Source organism: Snodgrassella sp. (genome assembly GCF_024103505.1).
Lineage (GTDB): Bacteria > Pseudomonadota > Gammaproteobacteria > Burkholderiales > Neisseriaceae > Snodgrassella > Snodgrassella communis.
This window is the reverse complement of the sequence record NZ_JAGGIJ010000002.1, coordinates 289,097-312,932: the sequence shown is the minus strand read 5'-3', so window position 1 is coordinate 312,932 and position 23,836 is coordinate 289,097. Positions and strand designations below refer to the sequence as shown.

Annotated in this window: 23 protein-coding genes; 6 read left to right on the top strand and 17 right to left on the bottom strand. The window is 40.6% G+C overall.

Annotated features, from left to right (window positions below; all coding sequences use genetic code 11):
* Positions 1 to 422: 422 nt before the first annotated feature.
* Positions 423 to 1,154, bottom strand: coding sequence for a DUF3472 domain-containing protein (locus tag J6578_RS04190; protein WP_287953961.1), 732 nt, complete (start codon positions 1,152 to 1,154; stop codon positions 423 to 425).
* A gap of 321 nt (positions 1,155 to 1,475) precedes the next feature.
* Here J6578_RS04190 and J6578_RS04185 point away from each other — a divergent pair, with 321 nt between their 5' ends.
* The 3 genes from J6578_RS04185 (at position 1,476) to J6578_RS04175 (ending at position 3,406) form a co-directional block, all read left to right on the top strand.
* On the top strand, positions 1,476 to 2,246 hold the full coding sequence (locus J6578_RS04185) for an energy transducer TonB (protein WP_239403114.1): 771 nt from the start codon (positions 1,476 to 1,478) through the stop codon (positions 2,244 to 2,246).
* A gap of 72 nt (positions 2,247 to 2,318) precedes the next feature.
* A complete protein-coding gene (locus tag J6578_RS04180; RefSeq protein ID WP_093093338.1) occupies positions 2,319 to 2,987 on the top strand; it encodes a MotA/TolQ/ExbB proton channel family protein in 669 nt (222 codons plus the stop codon).
* Entirely contained in the window at positions 2,987 to 3,406 is a 420-nt protein-coding gene (locus J6578_RS04175; protein WP_093093340.1) for an ExbD/TolR family protein, read from the top strand. Before J6578_RS04180 ends, J6578_RS04175 begins: the two co-directional genes overlap by 1 nt.
* 966 nt (positions 3,407 to 4,372) lie before the next feature.
* On the opposite strand, the gene lpxA is transcribed toward J6578_RS04175, so the two are convergent.
* From lpxA to rpsB, 13 genes are all read right to left on the bottom strand, one after another.
* Positions 4,373 to 5,149: an acyl-ACP--UDP-N-acetylglucosamine O-acyltransferase gene (gene lpxA, locus J6578_RS04170; protein WP_287953960.1), complete on the bottom strand. Its 777-nt coding sequence runs from the start codon at positions 5,147 to 5,149 to the stop codon at positions 4,373 to 4,375.
* A 101-nt stretch (positions 5,150 to 5,250) separates the two neighbouring features.
* Complete coding sequence (fabZ, locus tag J6578_RS04165) at positions 5,251 to 5,709, bottom strand: 3-hydroxyacyl-ACP dehydratase FabZ (protein ID WP_093093346.1); 459 nt, start codon at positions 5,707 to 5,709, stop codon at positions 5,251 to 5,253.
* Between the two features lie 4 nt (positions 5,710 to 5,713).
* Positions 5,714 to 6,775 (bottom strand): UDP-3-O-(3-hydroxymyristoyl)glucosamine N-acyltransferase, encoded by a 1,062-nt coding sequence (lpxD, locus tag J6578_RS04160; RefSeq protein WP_100120721.1) that lies wholly within the window; start codon positions 6,773 to 6,775, stop codon positions 5,714 to 5,716.
* 9 nt (positions 6,776 to 6,784) lie between these two features.
* Entirely contained in the window at positions 6,785 to 7,285 is a 501-nt protein-coding gene (locus J6578_RS04155) for an OmpH/Skp family outer membrane protein (RefSeq protein ID WP_093093350.1), read from the bottom strand.
* Positions 7,286 to 7,309: 24 nt separating this feature from the next.
* Positions 7,310 to 9,679, bottom strand: a complete 2,370-nt coding sequence (gene bamA / locus J6578_RS04150) for an outer membrane protein assembly factor BamA (RefSeq protein ID WP_287953968.1) — start codon at positions 9,677 to 9,679, stop codon at positions 7,310 to 7,312.
* A 3-nt stretch (positions 9,680 to 9,682) separates the two neighbouring features.
* Positions 9,683 to 11,023 carry an RIP metalloprotease RseP gene (rseP, locus tag J6578_RS04145; protein WP_093093352.1) on the bottom strand — a complete coding sequence of 447 codons (1,341 nt, stop codon included), beginning with the start codon at positions 11,021 to 11,023 and terminating at the stop codon, positions 9,683 to 9,685.
* A gap of 14 nt (positions 11,024 to 11,037) precedes the next feature.
* A complete protein-coding gene (gene ispC / locus J6578_RS04140) occupies positions 11,038 to 12,240 on the bottom strand; it encodes a 1-deoxy-D-xylulose-5-phosphate reductoisomerase (protein WP_287953959.1) in 1,203 nt (400 codons plus the stop codon).
* Positions 12,240 to 13,055, bottom strand: a complete 816-nt coding sequence (locus J6578_RS04135) for a phosphatidate cytidylyltransferase (protein ID WP_287953958.1) — start codon at positions 13,053 to 13,055, stop codon at positions 12,240 to 12,242. Before J6578_RS04135 ends, ispC begins: the two co-directional genes overlap by 1 nt.
* Before the next feature lie 4 nt (positions 13,056 to 13,059).
* Complete coding sequence (gene uppS / locus J6578_RS04130) at positions 13,060 to 13,809, bottom strand: undecaprenyl pyrophosphate synthase (protein WP_141683448.1); 750 nt, start codon at positions 13,807 to 13,809, stop codon at positions 13,060 to 13,062.
* Positions 13,810 to 13,837: 28 nt separating this feature from the next.
* Positions 13,838 to 14,395: a ribosome recycling factor gene (frr, locus tag J6578_RS04125; protein ID WP_093093358.1), complete on the bottom strand. Its 558-nt coding sequence runs from the start codon at positions 14,393 to 14,395 to the stop codon at positions 13,838 to 13,840.
* A gap of 131 nt (positions 14,396 to 14,526) precedes the next feature.
* Positions 14,527 to 15,246, bottom strand: coding sequence for a UMP kinase (gene pyrH, locus J6578_RS04120; protein ID WP_037408108.1), 720 nt, complete (start codon positions 15,244 to 15,246; stop codon positions 14,527 to 14,529).
* A 170-nt stretch (positions 15,247 to 15,416) separates the two neighbouring features.
* Positions 15,417 to 16,289 carry a translation elongation factor Ts gene (gene tsf / locus J6578_RS04115; RefSeq protein ID WP_100150934.1) on the bottom strand — a complete coding sequence of 291 codons (873 nt, stop codon included), beginning with the start codon at positions 16,287 to 16,289 and terminating at the stop codon, positions 15,417 to 15,419.
* A gap of 111 nt (positions 16,290 to 16,400) precedes the next feature.
* Complete coding sequence (gene rpsB / locus J6578_RS04110) at positions 16,401 to 17,147, bottom strand: 30S ribosomal protein S2 (protein WP_093093362.1); 747 nt, start codon at positions 17,145 to 17,147, stop codon at positions 16,401 to 16,403.
* Between the two features lie 217 nt (positions 17,148 to 17,364).
* On the opposite strand from rpsB, the gene J6578_RS04105 reads away from it, so the two are divergent.
* The 3 genes from J6578_RS04105 (at position 17,365) to J6578_RS10305 (ending at position 19,488) form a co-directional block, all read left to right on the top strand.
* Complete coding sequence (locus J6578_RS04105) at positions 17,365 to 17,979, top strand: 5-formyltetrahydrofolate cyclo-ligase (protein ID WP_093093364.1); 615 nt, start codon at positions 17,365 to 17,367, stop codon at positions 17,977 to 17,979.
* Between the two features lie 589 nt (positions 17,980 to 18,568).
* Positions 18,569 to 19,159, top strand: coding sequence for a hypothetical protein (locus tag J6578_RS04100; protein ID WP_287953957.1), 591 nt, complete (start codon positions 18,569 to 18,571; stop codon positions 19,157 to 19,159).
* Positions 19,160 to 19,197: 38 nt separating this feature from the next.
* Positions 19,198 to 19,488 carry a PAAR domain-containing protein gene (locus tag J6578_RS10305; protein ID WP_353846654.1) on the top strand — a complete coding sequence of 97 codons (291 nt, stop codon included), beginning with the start codon at positions 19,198 to 19,200 and terminating at the stop codon, positions 19,486 to 19,488.
* Positions 19,489 to 20,128: 640 nt separating this feature from the next.
* On the opposite strand, the gene J6578_RS04095 is transcribed toward J6578_RS10305, so the two are convergent.
* The 3 genes from J6578_RS04095 to J6578_RS04085 all read right to left on the bottom strand — a co-directional run bounded on the left by J6578_RS04095 (position 20,129) and on the right by J6578_RS04085 (position 23,607).
* A complete protein-coding gene (locus J6578_RS04095; RefSeq protein ID WP_287953956.1) occupies positions 20,129 to 20,488 on the bottom strand; it encodes a hypothetical protein in 360 nt (119 codons plus the stop codon).
* Positions 20,489 to 21,698: 1,210 nt separating this feature from the next.
* Positions 21,699 to 22,343, bottom strand: coding sequence for an oxygen-insensitive NAD(P)H nitroreductase (gene nfsB, locus J6578_RS04090; protein WP_287953955.1), 645 nt, complete (start codon positions 22,341 to 22,343; stop codon positions 21,699 to 21,701).
* 325 nt (positions 22,344 to 22,668) lie between these two features.
* Positions 22,669 to 23,607, bottom strand: a complete 939-nt coding sequence (locus tag J6578_RS04085) for a nuclease-related domain-containing protein (RefSeq protein ID WP_287953954.1) — start codon at positions 23,605 to 23,607, stop codon at positions 22,669 to 22,671.
* Between the last annotated feature and the right edge of the window lie 229 nt (positions 23,608 to 23,836).

The following is a 23,836-nucleotide window of genomic DNA, read 5'->3' as shown; positions in this document are numbered from 1 at the left end:
TCAACTACTTCTCGCTTTTATTTTTCGATTTCTCTTCAGATGACTGTTTTTTAATATTCTATTTATTCCTCCTTTTTGTGTTATTGTGCTTTTGTACTCTTTATTTTTCCTGCGCTGACTGCTTTTGATTCTATTCTGTCTCCATTATTCTGCTTTTCTGATTCTGTCATCCATTTAATTATGAGCTGTTACTTTTGCCGTTTATTTTAATGATTGCTTTTATCTGATATTAAACAATGTTTGGAAATAAGAATAGTGTCTACAATAGTCTGTATTCTTATCTAGAATATAATTTTCTTTTGTCTCTATGCTTTTGGTTGGCTGTTATTACTATTCTGTCTAAATGTATTCTTCGGATATGGATGTAAATATTCATGAAGCACGTTTTTAAACGTGCTTCTTAGATTTCTGAACTGTGGATATTATTTGTAGCCACCTTTTACTATTGTTCCGCTTTGGTCATGTTGCCAAGTAATAGCGCCAGGACAGGCCTGTGAACCACCTGATAAGGTGGAAATATTGCCTTTAATGGTGTTGTTGTTAGCCGTTGGTGGTAAAAATTTAATTTCATAGTAAGGCCAGCCTTTTTTATCACAAGTCAGATGAAATGATGGATTATTCATTTTGTAATTTTCAATCCATGAAACTTGTTTATTAGCCAGATTGCCCGCCGACGGGCTAACTTCCCATTGCCCAATGATATCTCTACGTCCGGTAGTCTGATTGGTAACGGTTCCCATTAATAGGTTGCCGTTTTTTTGTACTCTGAAAGTAAAGGTGTCGCCAAGTTCCCCCGGGATATATGTGCGGCAAATAGCGCCACTTCGGGCTCCATCTGCACCACTTTTGCAATTGGGATGTCTGGCAATGGTGTCTTTACGAAAGCTGCTGAATAAAACCATGAACTGGCGTGAACCATCTTTGGCATTAGTAGTTGGCTGGATACCGGTATAGGCTATTCCTCCGCCTCCGGTAAAGCCAAATTGATTGGCAAAATAAAATTCATCAACGGGTGCTGCCTGATTGATGGTAATAGCAAAGGTGATATTTTGTATTATGCTGGAAGTCGGAATACTCCAGTTAAGTGTGGGTGTTGCTGCTAATGTCTGGGCAGCAGCAAACGCAGACATGATTGCTATTGTTTGTTTTTTCATTTTCTCTCCTGTTGTTCATAATTAATTGTTTATCCATATATGTTAGTTAGTATTAAGTACACGCTAATTGTATTGTAGGACTTTACCACTTTCATTTATTTTCTTAAACGTTTAATTTTATATAACTGAGAATATTCAAATGCAGTTAGGCAATGGGATATTTTTGCAATAGCTTCTTTATGTATTAATTCAGCTTTAAATCTAGCTTAATTAAGTATTAATAAGTTTATAAATTGCTTTGTTTTAGCTAGTTAGGCCTGTCATATGTTAGTGTTAGTTCATATTGCAAATAATAATGGTTTCTATTATCATGATGCAAATATGGAAAACCAACGTAAAGTCAATTTTTTGATTGTAGTTCTCGTACTGGGAATGCATGCTTTTCTATTCTGGGCACTGATAGCTGCTCATGTAGAACAAGAAATCGATATTAATCCACCAGCACTTGCTTTTGTTGATTTGAATATGATTGCAAATCAGGTAGGTAATGATGATGCCACTCAGAAGCCACGATCTCAACAATCTAATATGCACGAGAATTCGGTAACCGTACCGGCTAAAAAAGTGATACCTGAAAAATCGCTGATTAAGCCGGTGGTTACAACTAAAGCACATAGTCAATTTAAGGTTACGCCTACAAAAGAGGATGTACCAAATTTATCGCCGACGGCAGAAAAGACTACATCAACAACTCCTACGCCTGCAAATAATAGTTCTTCTGGTTCGGTATCTGTAAATGATAGTGGCGGGTCTGAAACCACATCTGCTAATGGCAAAAGTAGCAAGGGTCAGACTGGTGGCAGTGTGGTCATACCAAAAGAATATCAGGGTGGATTTCTGACAGAATTAAGACCTCCTTATCCCAATGACTCTCGTGAAAATGGAGAAGAGGGTTCTGTGGGGGTAATTGTTTCGGTTTCAGCAAATGGTACTGCACAGAACGTAGTAATCAGTAAAAGTAGTGGTTATCGCCGCCTTGATCGTGCAGCTAAGCAGGCGGTGTTGAAACATCGCTTCAAACCAGCCACTCGTGATGGGGTTCCGATCCCACACAGCTACAACTTCAATATATATTTTAATATAAATAATTGATAATAATCATGGTAATTTAGATTTTGAGATGATTTGATTAAATCATTGTTAACTTTGAAGGTAATTATTCTTATGAACGGTAATATTGCTTCAATTTATGCCCAGAGTGGCTGGATTTTGCTGACGGTTTTGGCCATTCTTGTCTTGATGAGCATGATGACCTGGATTATTGCGTTAATACGTTGCTACTGTTTATGGTGTGCCAAACGTGATAACCGAGCTGCATTAAGTTGTTTTGCAACTGTTGAAAATCTGGCTCAGTTGCAGCATGAACTGGCCGGTAATCAGTCTCCAGTAGCTTTACTGACGCGTAACGCTCTGCAAGCCTGTAAACTTTATCATGATAAAGCTAATCACTCACTGGCCGCCGCTATGCCTTTTAATCAGTATCTCTCAAGCCAGATTCGCAATAGTATGGAACAGATTATGCGCCGCTATGAAAGTGGTTTGACTGTATTAGCCTCAATCAGCTCAAGCGCACCATTTATTGGGCTGTTTGGTACTGTGTGGGGTATCTATCATGCTTTAATTAATATTGGCCAAAGTGGGCAGATGAGTATTGCTGTAGTTGCTGGCCCAATTGGTGAAGCATTGGTTTCCACTGCTATTGGCTTGTTTGCTGCTATTCCGGCATTGTTGTTTTATAACTTTCTGGTACGCAGCAAGAAAAATTTAAGTCGTGATCTTGATGGCTTTGCTCATGATTTACATGCACAATTATTGAATAATGAGGATAAGTAATGGCATTTGGTCATTTCAGTGATGATGAGGTTCATGAATCAGCAGATATTAATGTAACGCCGCTGGTTGATGTAATGCTGGTACTGTTGATTGTGTTTATGATTACGATGCCGGTATTAACCCATTCGATTCCATTATCTTTGCCTACTGCCGCTAATACCAATGCGGCACAACAATCAGAACCGAAATCGCCGTTACGTTTATCTATTGGGGCTGATGGACAATATAAATTAGGTGATCGGACATTTTCGTTAGCACAACTGCAAAATGAGTTACATCTGAAAGCACAGGCTGATCCCGATGTGGTACTGGCCATTGCTGCTGATAAACACGTTGCTTATGATTATGTTGCGCAGGTCTTGGCCGCGGCACGGGATGCTGGTCTGGTGAAAGTGGGCTTTGTTACGCAAGATAAGTGAGAAGAGCTAATTGATGATTTAGACTGTTAAAGTTTACTTTGCCTCTATACTTTCTAGCGTGACTATATTAACGAGCTTTCTTAAGGAGAAAGTTCGTTTTTCAAATCAGTTTGATAAAAGATGATATTTTGTGTACCCCATTTATTATTCAGATGGGCGCTAAATTACATTAATATGCTGATTTGAGTTACTTGGATAGGATGACTTCAGATTAAGTTAAATATACAAATGTAATTTTGAGTGTTGCTCTTGTCTGCTTAAATCTATATTTAACAGTCAAACCATTTTTCACTTTTAAAATATAAATATATACTTACGCTAAAATATATTAATAATATGCAGAGTACTGTTTTTAGTTGAGCATGGAAGAAGTAAGTTAATATTATATAAATAATGACTCCTATGCCTGCTATTAGTGTTGGAATAATCCAATAGTATATGATGTGGTTATAAACATCTTTCTCTATGGGCTGTTGTGGAAGTTGTTTTTCTTCCCTGTATTTTCTCAGTAAAAATATTGAAAGGATTATATCCAGTATTTCCTCAAGTATATTTGCTATGAATTGAAGCATTCATTTTCCCTTTGTTATTAACATTTTACCATTTAATTATACTGTGCAGGATTGATATGGTGCAACTGGATACTGTAGATGTTATTTATATGGTGATACTTGTTGGGACAAACCACGCTGTAATTACTTTTAAATTTTCAGAGGCACGTTTAGTTTCAATAGATTTTACTATAATAAAATAATAGAATATTCTGCCGAGAAAATGATCTGGATATATGGTTTTGAATATAAATTATTGTTTCAGATATACCTATATAAATAATAGGATGTTTTTGCGCTCAGTTTTGAACTTGATTTGATGCTCAAGAATATATTTGTCTGATTGAAGTCTGGTTATATAGATAAAACAGGTAGATTAACTTCTGGCCAATCTACCTGTTTTATTTTGCTGGTTCTAACGGATTACGCCACGTGTAGAGTGGGTAAAAAATTCTTTGAACACGTGTAGTTCGGGTGCTGAGTCTGCTTCTGCAATAATTCTGGCTTTGGCATCAGCATAACTTAATCCCTGCCGATAAAGAATTTTATACAGACGTTTGATGTTGGTGATTTGCTCTGCTGTAAAGTTATGGCGGCGTAAGCCTTCGGTATTAAGCCCGGCAGGTTCTGCGCGATAACCGGCGGCCATTACATACGGTGGAACATCTTTATGTACACCAGCTGCGAATGCAGTCATGGCATAGGCGCCAATATTACAAAATTGGTGTACAAGTGAGAAACCACCCAGTATTACATAATCACCAATGACAACATGTCCGGCAAGTGATGCATTGTTGGCAAAGACTGTATGGCTGCCAACAACACAATCATGAGCCAGATGAACGTAAGCCATAATCCAGTTATCATCGCCAATGCGGGTTTCACCAATACCGGTAACGGTACCGGTATTGAAGGTGGTAAATTCTCGGATGGTGTTGTTGTTACCAATAATCAGTCTGGTAGGTTCACCACGGTATTTTTTATCTTGTGGAATCGTTCCCAGAGAAGCAAACTGAAAAATCCGGTTGCCTGTCCCAATAGTGGTATGTCCATCTATAACGACATGTGGTCCGATATTGGTATTGGCACCAATCTGCACATTGGCACCAATTACGGTATAAGCACCCACAGATACGCTACTATCGAGTTCGGCTTTGGGATCAATAATGGCTGTGGGATGAATCTGCGTCATGTATATTTCCTACAGTCGTGGTTTAACGACTAGTTTAATCATATGTGATTAATGTTTCAGGTGTGCACGATATGCACTTTATGTGTGGCTATGAGCAACCTTTATTTATCGACCTTGCGTTTGGCACACATGATTTCCGCCTCGGCTGCAATCTGATTGTCTACCCAGGCAGTAGCTTTGAATTTACCGATGTCGCGTTTGTTTGCCAGTAGTTGAACTTCAAATCTGAGTTGGTCACCGGGTATAACTTGACGTTTAAAACGGGCGTTATCGATACCAACGAAGAAATAAATTTCATCATCATCACGACCACCATGGCTAAGTATGGCCAGTGTGCCGCAGGCCTGCGCCATGGCTTCGATAATCAGAACGCCGGGCATAACTGGAAAATCGGGAAAATGACCTAGAAAAAAGGGTTCATTAGCAGTTACGTTTTTGATTGCGCTCAGGGTCATGTTTTCGCTGTCGTAAGCGGTAACACGATCAATCAGTAAAAATGGATAACGGTGAGGCAACAATTTTTGTAAGGTACGAACGTCTATAGGTAAAGACCAATCCATTGCTTTAATCCTGTTGGTTTGATGAATTGCCGTTCAATTCGGCTAATTGGTGTTCTAATGCTTTTATTTTCTGACTCATTTCGTGTAAATGACGAATATGCGCAGCATTTTTTACCCAGTCATTGTGTTTTTGTAATGGGAACATAGATGCATAATAGCCACTTTCCTTGATACTGTGACTAACAGCAGTAGCGGCGCCAATGGTTGTTTTTGGCGGTATATTTAAATGGCCACCAATCATGGCTGCACCACCAATAACGGTATAGTCTCCCACTTCTGTACTACCAGCAATGCCGGTACAGGCCACAATTGCTACATGGGCTCCGATTTTGCCGTTATGGCCAATCATTACTTGATTATCAATTTTGGCGCCTTTTTCAACAATCGTGTTTTCAATGGCACCACGATCAATGGTGGTATTGGCACCGACTTCAACATCATCGCCCAAAACGACACAGCCGGTCTGAACAATTTTGAACCACTCGTTTTTCTGTTTATCCCAAGCAAACCCAAATCCATCGGCTCCAATGACACAACCAGAATGCAGTTCTACGCGGTTACCTAGCTGACAGCCATGATAAATGGTTACGTTGGCATGAATAATGCAATCATTGCCTACTGTACAGTTTTCTTCAATCACTGTGCCGGCCAGAATACGTGTATTTTCACCAATGACACAGTGTTCTCCAATAACAGCGTGAGCCCCAATTTCACAACTGGCTGCAATTTGTGCTGTTGGAGCAATGATTGCACTGGGATGGATAGCTGCTTTGGACTGAGGACGTGGATGAAACAAACGCGCAACGCGCGCAAAATAAAGATAAGGATCGTCGGTAACAATCAGGGAACGACCAGCTAAAGCTTCAGCAGATTTTTCTGTAACAATTAAGATGCCAGCACGGCTGGCAATCGCCTCAGAACGCAAACGGGGATTACTCAGGAAGCTGATATCATGAGCTTGCGCCTGTTGCAATGAAGTTATGCTGGTGATAGTGACATCATCACCACGCAGTTGTCCGCCCAGTTGTTCAACCAGCGCTGAGGCGGTTATCTGGTTCACAGCCATAATTCTGCCTTACTGTTTTTGTGCATTTAATGCTTTGATAACTGCATCAGTGATGTCAAATTTGCTGTTAACAAATATGGCATCCTGAATGATGAGGTCATAGCCCTCTTTTCGTGCCATATCAATGATGACTTTATTTGCATTTTGCTGGAGTGAGGCAAATTCTTCGTTGCGGCGCAGATTATAGTCTTCTGCCAGTTCAACTGCGGCATCTTTATATTGCTGATCCATTTGCAGCATCAATTTGATTTTTGCTTCCCGTTCTGCCGCAGGGATTTTACCTGACTCAATTGCTTCTTTGAGTTTCATGCCTTCAGCTTGCATGGCTTGTAGTTTTTTCTGCCTTGGCGCAAATTCTTTATCTAGTTCTTTCTGGATGGACTGTGCCTGAACAGATTGCTGATAAACTCTGCTGGTATCAATAAAGCCAAGTTTTTGTATGCTCTCAGCCCATGCCAGAGTACAGGAAAGCAGGGTAGCAGCAAATGTTATGACTATTTTTTTAAGCATGAATTTGTCCTTATCTAACTACGATTAGAACGTGGTTCCTAACTGGAACTGGAAGCGTTGTAGCTGGTCTTCCGGCTTTTTGTTAATCGGATAGGCATAACTGAATTTCAGTGGTCCCATCGGCGATAACCAAGTAATAGCTAAGCCTGCCGAATAACGAAGTTCTTTGCTGAAAGTGGATTTATGATTCTTGGTATTATATGGATTTTTTTCATCCGGACGAATCTCATGTGTTTGATTATCCCATACGCTACCAGCATCGGCAAACATACTCAACCGAACTGTATGTTGATCTTTAACGCCAGGAAAAGGGAATAATAATTCGGCAGTTGCTGTAGCGATATAATTACCACCATAACTACTGGCATCACTACTATAGCCCTCACTTTGCTTATTATAGTATTTGGGACCTAATGTACCAGATTCATAACCGCGCACTGAACCCAGACCACCACCATTGAACGCATACATAAATGGCAATTCTTTGGTTTTACCATAGCCGTCTGCATATCCGAGCTGGCCATACAGCATAAAGGTAAAGTTTTTACTTAATGGAAAATACCAGCGTTGGTCATGACTAATGCTATAGTACTGTAGATCACCACCAGGTAAGCCACCATCAATATTGGCATTTGTAATATATCCACGAGTCGGCCATACTGCACTATCTGTCGTATTGCGCCCCCAACCTACGGTTCCTTTGAAAATCCAGTTATTTTCGCCGTATTTGTCAACAAACTCTTTATAACGCCATGGTGGACTGCTAAATAGTTTGACTCCAAGGTGTTCAACACCTAAACCAAAGTTGACGCGATCATACTCTGTAACGGGAACGCCTAGAGTCATGCCTGCGCCTACTGTTGTAGTTTTATAGTCCATGGAATTACTATCTGATTTATTTGGATTATAACCACGATAGTACATGTTATAACCCAGACTGACGCCATCGGGAGTGAAGTACGGATCGGTGAATGACAAGGCAGCAACCTGATTCACCTTGGAACGGGATAGTTGCAGGCTGGCAGATTTGCCGGTACCGAACAGGTTATCTTGTGAAATACCTGCTGACAGCAACAGGCCATCATTTTGTGCCCAGCCTGCACCGACGTTGATGGAACCGGTTGAGCGTTCTTTGACGCTCACATCCAAGTCAACTTGATCTGGTGTGTCGGCAACGGGTTTGACATCTACCTGAGCATTATCAAAGTAGCCAAGCTGCTGGATACGCTCTTTGGAACGGTTAATTTTGGATACATCGTATGGAGCACGTTCCATTTGTCGCAATTCACGTCGTAATACTTCATCTCGGGTTTTGTTGTTACCAGTGATGTTGATCTGATTAACGTATACTTTACGGTCTGGTACGACGCTCAACACGAAATCTACGATATGGGTGTTTTCATCAGGTATTGGGCGAATATTAACCTGACAAAAAGCATAGCCTGAACTACCCATTTTTTCTTGAATTGCCCTAATGGCTTCAATTAGCTGTGAGCGGTTATACCATTTACCCTGTTTAATTTTAATCAGTTTCTGTAATGACTCTACCGGTACTTCACGGGTATCGCCATTAACGGTTACTTTACCCCAGCGATAACGGTTTCCTTCATCTACTGTGATATTAATCATCTGAGCCGATTTGTCTCCGCTGCTATTGACTTTGACATCGGCGATACGAAAATTCAGATAGCCATGATCCTGATAATAGTTATTAATTTTATCCAGATCCTGCTGTAACTGGGTATCGGAATAGCGGTCATCTCTGGTTAACCAGCTTGTCCAGCTTCTCTGGCTTAATGACATCTGGTTGCGCAAGGTATGTGCTGAAAACTGTTTGTTACCAGTAAAATTGATAGATTTGATGGTTGTGGTTGAACCTTCATCAATTTTCAATTCAAGTGCGACACGATTACGTTCCAGTCTGGTGACTTTAGGTGTGATTTTCACGGCATTTTTGCCGCGCTGACGATATGCATCCTGCAAACCGAGCATGGCCTGTTCTAGTGTAACCGGATTAAATACGCGTGATTGACCTAAGCCAAAGCTACTTAGGTTTTTCTTGATGTCGTTATTGTTGATTGATTTGCCACCGGTAACATCGAAATTACTGATAATCGGCCGCTCAACTACTGTTAACAGCACCTGATTACCCATGGTTTCAACCCGCACATCATCAAAGAAACCTGTGGCATATAATCTTTTGATGATGTTTTCGCCTTCTGTATCGGTAAAGGTATCGCCAATTTTAACCGGCAGGTAACTGAAAACGGTTGTAGGAGCTGTACGCTGCAAACCTTCTACCCGAATGTCTTTTATGGTAAACGGTTGTACTGCTAAAGCCAGTGAGGACAGGCTCAGAGCCATTAAACTGACAGTAATCTGCTTTAATTTCATCATTCATCCAAACAAACGGGTAATATCATTAAAGAAAGCCACCAGCATCAACATTAACATGGCAGCAATACCAAAACGCAGCCCTATTTCCTGTATACGTAAACTCAGAGGCTTGCCACGAATCCATTCGATCGCATAATACAGTAAATGCCCTCCGTCTAACACGGGAACGGGTAATAAATTTAGCACCCCAAGGCTTACGCTGACGAGGGCTAGAAATTCTGTATAGCTCTGCCAGCCTATCGCTGCGGTTTTGCCAGCTACGTCGGCGATAGTCAAAGGACCGGAAAGATAATGCAGTGATGCCTGACCGGTGAGTAACTTGGCAAACATGGAAAGGGTTAGTGTAATGTAATCCCATGTACGCTGCATAGCCAGTTGTACTGACTGAAAAAAGCTAGGCTGGTAATGCCGGCGAATCTGGGCATCCCATGCTTTATCACGCATGGCTCCTACACCAACCTGCCCGATGATGGTACCATTTTCTAGTACTGAATCCGGCCGTAAACTGGTTTGCAGTGTCTGTCCGCTGCGCTGATAGGTTATGTCCAGTTTAGCGCCAGCACTGGCACGGATACTGTCCACCCAATCCTGCCAGTTTATCAGTTTGCGACCATTAATGGTTAACAAGGTATCACCGGTACGCAGACCCGCTTTTGCGGCCACACTATCGGGTACAACCATGCCTATTTGGTTGATAACTTTAAAAGGCATGATACCCAAATAACTGGTTTTGGCAACATTATCTGCGGCATCCGTACCAGCAATATTCAGCTGCCGCTGCGCTGGCTGTCCTGCGGCCGTAATGACATCAACCCGGACTTTACCACTATCCAGATTGAGCATGATTTTTGCCTGAGCATCTGTCCACTCAGTTACTGTTTGCCCATTCACGCTAATGATGCGGTCACCAGACTGGAAACCTGCGTCTGCGGCTACACTTGCCGGTTCGACTATGCCAATCCAAGGACGAATCTGGGTAATGCCACCTATACTAAAACTGGCGGCATAAAGCATTACTGCTAATATCAGGTTCGTTAGTGGGCCGGCAACAACGATTGCAATGCGTTTTAGCGGATGTTGCTGGTCAAAAGCGTAGGGCAAATCAGCTTCACTAACATCGCCTTCACGGGTATCAACCATTTTAACATAGCCACCAAGGGGGATTGGTGCCAGACACCATTCGATGTTGGCGCGCTTTATGCAGAAAAATGGTTTACCAAAACCAATGCTAAAACGCAGTACTTTAACTCCGCACCAGCGTGCTACCACCAGATGGCCTAATTCATGCAAACTTACCAACAGTAAAATCGCTACGATAAAAGCAACAATGGTTAATAACATGGTTTATCCTGTTCTTATCTGGCAGCTCGGCTGGCTACCCATGTTCTGGCTATACTACGCACCTGTGCATCCAGCAGTAATAACTCCTCTATGGATGACGCAGATTGTCCGCTGAAGTGTTGCAAGCAACTATCTGAAACAGATGCCAGATCTGTGAAACGAATAAGCCCATTCAGAAAGGCGTCCACTGCAATTTCATTTGCCGCGTTAAGTATACAGGAGCTGGCAGCATGGCCACTATGTAATACATCATAGGCCAGTTTCAGGCATGGAAAGCGTACCAAATCTGGTGCCAAGAAGTTTAAGCCACTTAGACGGGTAAAATCCAGCTGTTTAACGCCTGACTCAATTCTTGCTGGCAAACCCAGACAATGCGCAATTGGAATACGCATATCCGGTTCACCCATTTGTGCTAACACTGAACCATCTATGTAACGCACCATACTGTGTATCACACTTTGCGGATGGACAACTACTTCCAGCTGTTTGGCAGTGGCATTAAACAGCCAACGGGCTTCTATTAATTCCAGCCCTTTGTTCATCATGCTGGCTGAATCAACGGAAATTTTGCGCCCCATTTGCCAGTTAGGATGTCGTATCGCGGCTTCTGGGGTTATGGCAGCAAAATCTGCCAGTGCGGTATGCAGGAAAGGGCCGCCCGATGCAGTTAAAATCAGCGATGCCACTCCTGCCTGTTTCAGATCACCCTGATAGTCTGCCGGCAAAGCCTGAAAAATGGCGTTGTGTTCACTGTCAACCGGTAACAGACGTGCACCATTTTGCTGTACAGTTTGCATAAATAATGCACCGGCAACTACTAGTGTTTCTTTGTTTGCCAGATAAATGGTTTTACCTGCTTTGGCTGCGGCCAGAGTAGGCTTTAGCCCAGCAGCACCGACAATAGCAGCCATCACTGCATCAGTTTCACTGGCCTGAGCGACATCACATAAAGCCTGCTCACCGAATAATACTTCGGTAGCTACGGCAGCAGCCTGTAATTGTACTTGCAGAACGCTTGCCTGTGTTGCAGAGGCAACTACAGCATAAACTGGCTGAAAACGGATACATAATTCTGCCAGACGATCAATCTGCTGGTATGCAGTCAGCGCAAAAACAGTAAACCGTTGGGGATGGCGGGCAATAACATCCAGGGTACTCAGACCAATACTTCCAGTAGCTCCAAGGATGGTTATGGATGTTGGATTACAACCATTCATCAGGAAATCACTTTACTAAAACAGGCCAATAAGGCTGCATAAACGCTTAGTACGGCAATCAGAGAATCGACCCGGTCATATACTCCGCCATGACCGGGTAAAAGCTGGCTGCTGTCTTTTACCCCTCCGGCACGCTTGAGCCAGCTTTCCAATAAATCGCCACAAATACTCACAGCAGTCAGCACCACTGCAAGGCACAGGGTTTGCCACCAAGGTAAGGTAATGGGCAACCAGCCTTGCTGTTGCAGGACAATTGTATAGATAGCAACGCAGATAACTGCACCAATCGCACCTTCCCAGCTTTTATTCGGGCTAATTGTTGGTGCTAGTTTGCGTTTACCCACAGCCCTTCCGACGAAATAGGCTGCTATATCGGCAATCCACACTAGTGCCATGATCAATAGCAGGGTGGTGGCTGCGGTGATATCTGCTCGCAGTGATATTAAGGCTTGCCAGAAAGGTATCATTAATAGCCAGCCAATCAGTATACCAATGAGGTTTGGCCTGATTGTCCATTTAAATTTTAACCAGACTGGTACGATAATCAGCCAAAATAGCAATACTGTTATCTGTATCCACAGTGGCAATGCAGTCTGGTGATAAGAGAAATAAAGATAACATCCTCCTGCTGCGCTCAATAGCAGATAGAGAGCATTCTGGATGCTAGAAAAATGAACAATACGGGCATATTCCCATAATGCCAGTAATGCGATCAGACCACTGAAAGCAGCCCATAGGTTGTTGTTAGCCCCAAACAACATACCTATCATTAGGGGCAATAAAATCAATGCAGTGAGAATACGTTGTTTGAGCATAAAATCAAGGACGCTGTTGGGTAGGAGGCAACTGCTCCGAAGTTCTGCCAAACCGTCGCTCCCGCACCTGATAGGAGCGGATAGCTGTATCCAGTTGGGATTCATCAAAATCAGGCCACAGGACCGGCGTGAAATACAACTCGGTATAAGCCAGTTGCCATAGAAGAAAATTACTGATACGTGTTTCGCCACCAGTTCGGATAAACAGGTCCGGTTCTGGCGCATCGCCAAGTGACAAATATGGAAGAATACTGGTCTCAGTCAGCTCGGTGATACCCGTCGCAATAGCTTGATTAGCGGCCTGCAAAAAATCCCAGCGACCACCATAATCAGCAGCAATTGTCAGTGTAAGACCGGTATTAGCGGCTGTTAATGCTTCGGCATCTTCGATACCACGTACGATTTCTGCTGCAAAACGGCTACGATCGCCAATAACACGCAGACGCAGGTTATTCTTATGCAGTTTTTGTACCCGTTTTTGCAATGATTGCAAAAACAGATTCATAAGAAAATTAACTTCTTCAATCGGTCGACGCCAGTTTTCGGTAGAAAAAGCAAAGACGGTCAGATACTCTACGCCCATACGTGAACAATTGGCGGTCATTTCTTCCAAAATTTCCAGACCTTTTTTATGCCCCATTATACGAGGCATAAAACGCTTTTTAGCCCAGCGCCCGTTACCATCCATGATAACGGCTATGTGACGCGGAATTTCGGTGTGATCAGGTACGCTTTGGGTACTACTGTTAGTCAAAACACATCCTTTACGTCAATTAAAAGGTTTAGATTGCCATCAGGTCGGCCTCTTTGGTGGCCAGCATTTTATCAATTTCAGCAATGTATTTATCGGTAAGCTTCTGAATTGCCTCTTCGCCACGATGTGCTTCATCTTCACTGATTTCTTTGTCCTTAAGCAGGCGCTTGAGATCATTATTGGCATCACGACGGACATTGCGGACAACTACCCGACCATCTTCAACTTCACCACGAACTACTTTTATCAGATCTTTACGACGCTCTTCCGTGAGCATGGGCATTGGCACCCGAATTAGGTCTCCCATGGCCGCCGGATTCAGACCAAGATTGGAGTTACGAATTGCTTTTTCAATAACGGCAGCCATTTTGCTTTCATAAGGCTTCACCCCTATGGTACGCGCATCCAGTAAAGTTACGCTGGCAACCTGACTAACTGAAACCATGCTTCCGTAATATTCTACTTCAACCTGATCAAGTATCCCGGTATGAGCGCGACCCGTTCGGACTTTGGACAGATTATCGCGCAATACCTCAAGGGATTTCTGCATTTTGGTTTCAGCGGTGTGTTGAATTTCGTTAATCATGAGCATTCCTGTCTGAACTGGTTGCATCTATTTCAATTTTTTCAAAATTTCTGCTACCAGAAAATGGCAAACGCGCATACTAACGCAGTTATACGCGTTACCACAAGTTTAGTTAAGCATTCTGGTAAGTTTTATACGTGGACTAATGTACCTTCATCCTCGCCCATAATGACATTTTTCAGTGCACCTGATTTAAATATACCAAATACTACGATATTTAATTTCTGCTCCCGGCATAAGGCAAATGCAGTAGCATCCATCACTTTCAGGTTCTGACTAATCGCATCATCAAAGGTGATCTCCTGATAGCGTCTGGCTTCAGGGTCGACCTTGGGGTCGGCAGTATACACACCATCTACGTTGGTTGCTTTTAACATAATATCACAATTCATTTCTACACCGCGCAGGCTGGCTGCTGTATCCGTGGTGAAAAATGGGTTACCGGTTCCCGCGGCAAAAATCACCACCTTACCTTCTTCCAAATACTGAATGGCTTTGGGACGGGCATAGGTTTCTGCCACCTGCTGCATACTCAGTGCAGACTGAACGCGTGCTTTAACGTGCTGGCTTTCAAACGCCTCTTTCAATGCCAGTGCATTCATCACGGTTGCCATCATACCCATGTAATCGGCTGTGGCACGCTCCATGCCTTTGGCTGACTGTGCCATACCGCGAAAGATGTTACCACCACCAATAACAATAGCCACTTCTACGCCCATGTCGACCACTTCCTTGACCTGTGCGGTGATTTGCATAATGGTATCACGATTGATACCGAAAGCATCAGGTCCCATCAGGGATTCACCGGATAGTTTCAATAATACACGCTTGTATTTAGCTGGTTTAGTCATGATCATTCTTTCTGTCAGTTTGCCATTAAATAGTTAACAGCTAGCACTATAATTTTCAAAGGATAAGGGAACTTTTATTTCAGCTATCTCAATCAGGATAAACAGATAACTCAAAAAAAAGCACCCTGATTCAGGATTCTGAATCCAGAGTGCCCATGGCATTAATGGCCTTATACTTTAGAAGCAGCAGCAACTTCGGCAGCGTAATCTACTTCTTTTTTCTCAATACCTTCGCCAACGTGGAAAGCAACAAAACGGCTAACTTCAGCATTCTGTTCTTTCAGGAATTTTTCCACAGTCTGATCAGGATTGATAACAAATTGCTGTCCCAGCAGGGTTACTTCCGCCAGGAACTTCTGTACACGACCTTCAACCATTTTTTCAATGATGTTTGCCGGTTTACCAGAAGCAGCCGCCTGCTCTTCATAGATGTGGCGTTCTTTAGCTACAACTTCTGGATCTACTTCAGCAGCAGAAACGCATTGTGGCTTGGAAGCAGCAATATGCATCGCTACCTGACGGATAGCCTGAGTATCGCCACCTTTATGTTCAACCAACACGCCGATTTTGGTACCGTGCATATAAGTAACCAGACTATTGTCGGTTTCAATGCGTTCGAAACGACGGACAGTGATATTTTCACCCAGTTTGGCAATAACGGCTTTACGTGCTTCTTCAATAGTTACGCCGTCATCAGTTTTGGCTTCAGACAGAGCTTCCAGAGTAGCAGGGTTGTGTACGGCTACGGCTTTGGCCACAGCCTGAGCAAATGCCATAAAGCTGGCATCTTTGGCTACGAAGTCTGTTTCACAGTTAATTTCGGCAACAGCTCCTACTTTGCCATCTACGTATTCGGCAACTACACCTTCTGCCGCAGTACGGCCGGCCAGTTTACCAGCTTTGGCACCGGATTTGATGCGCAGAATTTCTTCTGCTTTTTCCATGTTACCTTCGGCTTCTACCAGTGCTTTTTTGCACTCCATCATGCCCAAACCGGTAGCAGCACGCAAATCACCTACCATTTTTGCAGTAATTGCAGCCATGTTTTACTCCTTAAACTTGATTATGCTCAGCCGAATGGATATCTGGCTGAAAATTGTTCAAAAAAAGGGGCACTAACGTCCCCTTCTTTTACAAAGATGCGAGATAACTGATTATTCAGCAGCAGCAGTCTGTTTTTCTTCAGCAGCCTGTGCAGCCTGAACCACTTCTTGTAAAGACTGGGCTTTACCTTCCAAAATGGCATCAGCAATACCACGACAATACAGACGGATTGCCTTGGCAGAATCATCATTACCCGGAATCACATATTTAACATCATCAGGGCTGTTGTTGGTATCAACGACAGCAATAACCGGAATACCCAGTTTAGCTGCCTCTACCAGTGTGCCTTTCTGATAGCCGGTATCAATAACAAAAATCGCATCCGGCAAGCCTTTCATGTCTTTGATACCACCTAAAGAACGTTCCAGCTTGGCCACTTCGCGCTGCATTTCCAGCACTTCTTTTTTACCGTAACCGGCTTCTGTGGCATTTTCCAGCGCAGCAGTTTTTTCTTCCAGACGTTTGATAGACTGTTTTACGGTTTTGTAGTTGGTAAGCATACCGCCCAGCCAGCGGTGATCTACGTAAGGCGCACCAGCACGGGTAGCTTCTTCCTTAACGATATCACGAGCCTGACGTTTGGTACCTACAAACAGAACAGTACCTTTGTTGGCAGCCAGACGGCGCACAACATCCTGCGCTTCTACAAATAGTGGCAGGGTTTTTTCCAGATTAATGATATGAATTTTGTTACGCGAACCGAAAATATACTCAGCCATTTTCGGGTTCCAGTAACGGGTCTGATGACCAAAGTGTACGCCGGCTTCCAGCATCTGGCGCATGGTAATTTGTGACATAATTCGATCCTTAAAGGGTTAAAGCCTGACACCGCCACGCATAGAACTCTGCAATAGAGCACCCTTTCGCGTACGATGCGAGCGTTACTAAATTTTTTACTAAGGTAAAACCATGGAATAATACAGGAAAAAATACATTTTCACAAGTACAGCAATTCACACTCACTTGACGAGTTCCGACTAAAATCATTGTATATAAATTTGTTAGTTTAAATTCATGTCTACTCACACCGATAAACAACAATTACGGCACCTGCTGCGCCAACGCCGGAAAGCATTAAGTAAAAAGACGCGTCGATTAGCTACAAAGAAAATCAACCGCCTCTTATATCCATTTATCCGTCGCCAGAAACGCATAGCTGTATACTGGGCTGTTGGTAGTGAATTATCTTTATGGTCATTAATAGTAACGGCTCAGAAACGCGGTGCACAGGTATATTTACCTTATATTGAACCTAAAAAACGCCAGTTATGGTTTACACCCTGCCCTCGTTTGCCTCGCCATCATGCTACTGTTCGTTACCTGAATCTGCTTCAGCAGCATACCGGCAAGCATAAAATACCGCAGTTTAATGGCCGCAAAATTCGGGCACGCTATTTGCATACTCTGCTGGTACCGTTACTTGGTATCGATCATCTGGGTAATCGACTTGGGCAAGGAGGGGGTTATTATGATGCAACACTGGCAAAATCTTGTCAGCGTCAGCCTTTATTAGTAGGTGTTGGCTTTAGCTGTCAGCAAGTGAATATAATCCAATCAGAAAATCATGATATTAATATACCCATATTTGTCAGTGAATATGGCTACCAATACTTGGGCGGAAAGCATTAATAATATTCGCCCATCAACAAGTATTACAGCGAAATAGACTTATGTTTATATGTGATATAAATTTTCTGAATACTATTGAAGAATACTAATTTTTAAAATCACTATATGGCAATAAGGCCAGGAAAATTTATGCAAAATGTATCTGGTGAAAAATAATGCACTAAAATGAAGCACATTAAAGGTGACTAAGATGGTCAAAAAATTGATATTTACAGTCACAATAAGTTTATTAGCAATATATCTATCAGGCGTAATTATAACTGAATCAATCAAGCCATTAGATATTGCCCAAAGCCTTAAAGTTAGGGCAATGGGGATTAGCCCCAATGTTCCTTTTTATGAAACAACCTGATACGAAGTTGGGCATATTTTTCAGCCGCTCCATAACTACCCTGAGTATGCTCCTATTACGCTTGAACAAGCTGAGAATGCTCCATATCGTCGAAATTCACCCACAACTGAAATCAAAATCACCACTGTAGGTGATAATTATCAGATAAAAGAGCGTTGGAATTATCGGTATAAACCGCAATATATTCTACTTAATGAATTAATGAAGAGCAGCTCGTTAGTTTAAAATCGATTGAAAATGGTAACCACTTTTTTTGTATTAGATGACAATTTACGCCTACAACCTGTCACTATAGAAGAAGCAATTATGTTGCCCAATTATATTAAAGTAGTCAAAGAAATGGGAAAAATTATCTCCATAGAGAAAAAACCATTAGTATCAATATTTAAACAAGAATATCAATACCGGGCACTGAGTGGCGAAAGGCAATTTTTTAAGAAAATACATTATAGTATTGATAAAAAGTCAATATTCAGTTCTCTATTTTCTGAATATAATGAAAATGGAAAAGTTTTATATTATATAACTAGAGATGCAAAAGATAATGTAATTAGTAAAGAAACAATTAATCCCGAAGGAAGCAAATACTATTCTGAAACCACTTTATTTAATGCACAAGGTGAAAAAACAAATATTATTTATAATGCAATTAATGGTAAAAATAAAAATGAACATCTTGATCAAAATGGTAATATCCTTGAAGTGACTTACGAAAATGACCAATTCATTGGTTCTCCTGATTTTGAGGAAGATGAACGTTATCAAACTCTCAAGATTGATAGCAGTAAAAAGTACAATATAGTAGATAATTTAGATCCAGAAACATAAGTCATTGTTAGTTTTCATTTGATTTTTAATTATAAGTTATAAACCTAAACAGGAATAAACCAATAAAAGGCATAATAAGTTTAGGCGATTCAACCAACTACGGCGGTAAAGTGATATCTGCCTCAACAAAGATTAGCGTGTTTAATAAAGGTGTAGCTGGTATTGGAGATAGGGTGCAATGCCTCGTTAAGAATCATGAGGTTAATCCTATCATTGATGGTGATTCCCAGTTTTCCGGTTACGGGAAACCGGCTGCCTTTCATGGGCACAAAACAGCATGTGATTGCGGATTAATATCCTCCTTATCTAATTTTGGTATAAACAGTTAATAGCTATTGGTTTATGTTTATTACCTTAGCCTATCACTTTAAAAAGGACTTTTCCTGCTATTTTGGGGCGTGGCTTTGTTGGTATTTGCAATTACTGGGTTAATTTCTGCCTTTTTTATACAGCTCACTACCTATATGACATGCAAAATAGGTACTGATTGATGTTGCTGTATCAGGCATCAGTTGGTTTGTTGCATTCTGTTTTAATCTACGCCAAGACAAAAGATTAAATACTGAGATATAGCTATATTTGTACCGATCCCTCTAACCGTGTACAGCAAATAGTCTGGAAATGCCTAATTGCATACGTAGAATTTGGACTCGAAAAATAAGGAATAGCAATATATCTAATACTAAACAATATTGTTTAGTATTATGGTGACGACTATATAAAAGATAAAAGTGCCGCTTATTTCAAAGGCACTAACCATGAAAGATTTAATGAAGTTTTTGATAATAAAGGATATGATGATAAGTTTTATTATTTTGGTGCGACTGGCGATGCGCTTGATGTAAAAATATCATCATTAACAACAACAAAGATTGAACTTGATTAAGGATAACTTAATCAAGTTAAAATCGGTTGATTGAATTTAGGCAAATCCTATCCTGCTGATAGTTAGACAGGATAGAAATGATCTTATTTACTGAAAAACACTTTGGCTGTTTTGCGAACTACTATCCAACCCATTACACATAAGACAAGAAAACACAATATAACATCAGTTATTCCAAAAGCTATCGTTCTCAATTGTGTAAAAGGTTCATTGAGTCTTTCTACTAACTGCACTAAATATAAATTGATAACGGGAATAATTGCAGCTAATGTAAACGTCAGGATAAAAGCAATGGCGGCAGAGCTGAAAATCAAAGTTTTTACCCGCAATTTATCACTAACATCAGTAAATTGTTTACGCAAGGCAAAATAGCCAATCACTTTAGCAATCAGTAAAAAGATCAAATTACAAGCTATAATCTTAATATCGCGTTCCAATGGCACTGTTACTCCTGTAAAACCAGAAAAGAACAAGGCAATGGCTACAATGGTTAGATAATAGAAATTAAATAATAAGATAAATAACGATAAATGGACTTTTTGGCTATATTCTGGGGATAATCTAGTTATAGATGGTTCTGTTATAAAAAAAAGAACGCAATAGTTTTACCCCTAAACAGATCAATATGATTATCCAGATATCACAAATCAGTCCAAATGTTTTTATATATATAAGTAGCCAGAATCATAATAAAAATATCGCTCCGCTAGAATCAATTCGAAAAAAGAATACCAAAATTCCACAAGCTGATGTGCGAATATCATTCGATAACTATTGATACCTATTGTTATCAAAAACACGATTAGGGTTACACAAAGCAGATTCTTAACATTATCTATACAAATCAAATATTTGCGCAACACAATTGCTGAAATAATAAAAGTTAAAATCAGGTTTGCTAACTGTTTAAAAGTATTGGGCAAAACTATACGAGTAGTTAATGATACAAAAGAGCCAACCAGAATATTAAACTTTGATTCTCCATAGTTAAAATTTGTATTATCGATAAACAGTTCACGCTCAACCAAAAAAGGTATCAAATAATCAATAAAACAGCACAAAAAAGAATGGTAATTAATAAAAGTGTTTCATGTATTTTTCTTCCTGAAATACTTTGGTGGTTGCTTATTTATGCAAACAATCAAGATTAATTTGGAACTTTACTGAAAATAAATTATTTTATTGAGCTAATGAATAATAATACTATATGTTATTGTGAATCTGATGCCTGAATATTTGATATATAGAAATCGGGAGTCTGATTTTTGAAACCTATTTTTAAGGAAATTTCACTTTTACATCTAGTATTGAGACTGGGCTATTCAGTCTATGAAATATTAAATTTATTCAATTTAATACTGCTATATCCTTCATTCAGGCAATCGTGTATTACTTGTTTTAATTAAAACTCTGTAACAAAGTTTAGTTAACTTTTTTATATTATGATTTGGTATATCAAAATCGCCAGACTGATACAATTTAAGATTATATGGAATCTATTCGGTTATATGCTCCATCAGCACCAAATTAATCATTTAAACATATAAGCACATCAATATTATTAGTTTTGCTACTGCTAATCACGCATGGCTTACATTAAAATAGATTCTTTTAATATTTAAAAGAATCTATTTTATAAGGTCAGAAAATAATCTATATCCGGGTAAATATCTGTTCGTTCGGCAGGCGCGATTTCGGACGACTGGCATTGCTGTCATTAGCCGCACGATAACCCAGACTGACAACCAGAATACTTTTTAATCCTTGTTGTTTTAATTCTAAAATATCATCCATTTTTTCATCATCAAACCCTTCGATTGCTGTTGAATCGATACCAATGGCAGCAGCAGCAAATAATAGCTGTCCCAGTACGATATATAACTGTTTACTTTCCCATTCGAGCTGAGCTTGTGGCGTAGTGCTGTTTTTATTTACGAAGAAATGGCGACCTTTATCCATCATTTCCTTGATTTCGCCTTCTCCAAAACGGCCGTCTTTTTCCTCCTGAGCTAGCACTGTTTGTAAATGCTGTTCATCCAGCGGTGTTTTGGCACAAAATATCAGGGTATGAGAAGAATCGGCTACTCGGGAATGATTCAATTCCATTATTGCCGGCATGATTCTGGTTCGCGCCGCATCATTGTCTACTACAAAGAAATGCCATGGCTGCGAATTAACTGAAGAAGGACTATTTCTGATTACTTCGAATAATTGCGCTAATTGCTCAGCCGGAATTTTCCGAGTTTTATCATAATGCTTGGTGGTATAACGCTGTCTGGAAATATCAGCAATGTTCATAATTGGATTCCTGTTATTATCTGTAATCTTTATACAACAATTTAGTTGGTTGAGTTTATATAGGAAGAATATTTATGACAGTTCGTGAGTATGGTTACTCGCGAAAATAAAGTTATGCCACGGTGTATTTCCGGTATAAATTCAATAACCGTCGAGTTATATCTGATGATTATAGTATTGCATTTTAATAACTTTTTTTACCAGTATCTATTGTGTAAAAAAATATTGGCTTTAATTTTTTTTTGTTATCAGCGCTTGATATCAATTATTTGCATGATTGATAAGGCGTTCCAAACAAGGATACAGAAATCCGTGAGTAATGAATCTATTGCTGTTGCTGTTGCTGTTTGATTTTTTGCTGACATTGATAACAATAAGCTTTACCACCAAATATGTTTTTATGATTCCAGCAATAGTAGGCAGCACTGGCCGTAATATGTTTATGACAGGAAATACAGAAGTAATGGCTGGCTGTTTTACTTGGATTTTCAGTCTGTATTTGTGATTCGGTAGCTGGCTGCTCAATTTTTCTGGCTAAATGATTCAGGCCGAAATAGCCCAGCCAGTCATATTGTGCCGGTCGATGCTGCTGTGCGAGCTGACGGGCAAATTTTTGCAGGCTGGCTCGCGATACGGTACGGATAAAACTGAATATACCTAGGTGTTTGCTTAACTGGTGCACTTTTGTTTTCAGCTGCTCATTTTTAATAACTCTGTCTAGCTCAGGCACAGAAATTTTAGGCCGCCGGATATAGGCCTCATTGGAAACCAGTATCAGACTGTGTATTGTTGGCTGTAACTGCCAGCCGAAACGGCTGGGCAGTTGAATCTGATTTGTCTGCAACAGTTTGTTCAGTATACTGATATGGCGCTGGTTCTGCTCCAGTGGCGAAGGTATACCCTGTCCTTTGCCTTTATACATACGCGAAAATTCGCCCTGTTCATTGATAATCAGACCGCCTGCAATTCTTTTGCTTTCACACACAAATATTTGTAGTTGGCGGTTAATCAATATATGGTCTATTTGTGCCACTTTGCTTTGATATTGCAACCTTAAATCGTGGATGATTACCCAGTCTGGGTGATTACCAAAATGAAATTGCAGCTGATAGGCTGATTCTGCTTCACCTTTAATACCGGCACGAATTAAGCGTATTTTCTGCTCAATATTCTGCCGTACTTGCTGCGTTAAATCAGGCATCTGTAGTAACTGCTCCAGTACCTCTAAATCTTTTGTTTTGCTATCAACTTGTTTAATAATCATTTTTTCAGTCAATTTTATTAATTCGTCTTAAAAATTGTTCTGTTAGACCAGTCTGTTACTGTATTTTTGGGTAAAAATTAATATGTGTATAATAAATATGGTACATTTATTATAGTCAATATCTGTAATTTGTAAAATCTGCCATTAAATCTGTGTTGTAGAGGCTGCGCCTGACCACCGATTTCTGCCTGTTTCAGGTATATCTGATCAGTAATCAGACTTGTCATTC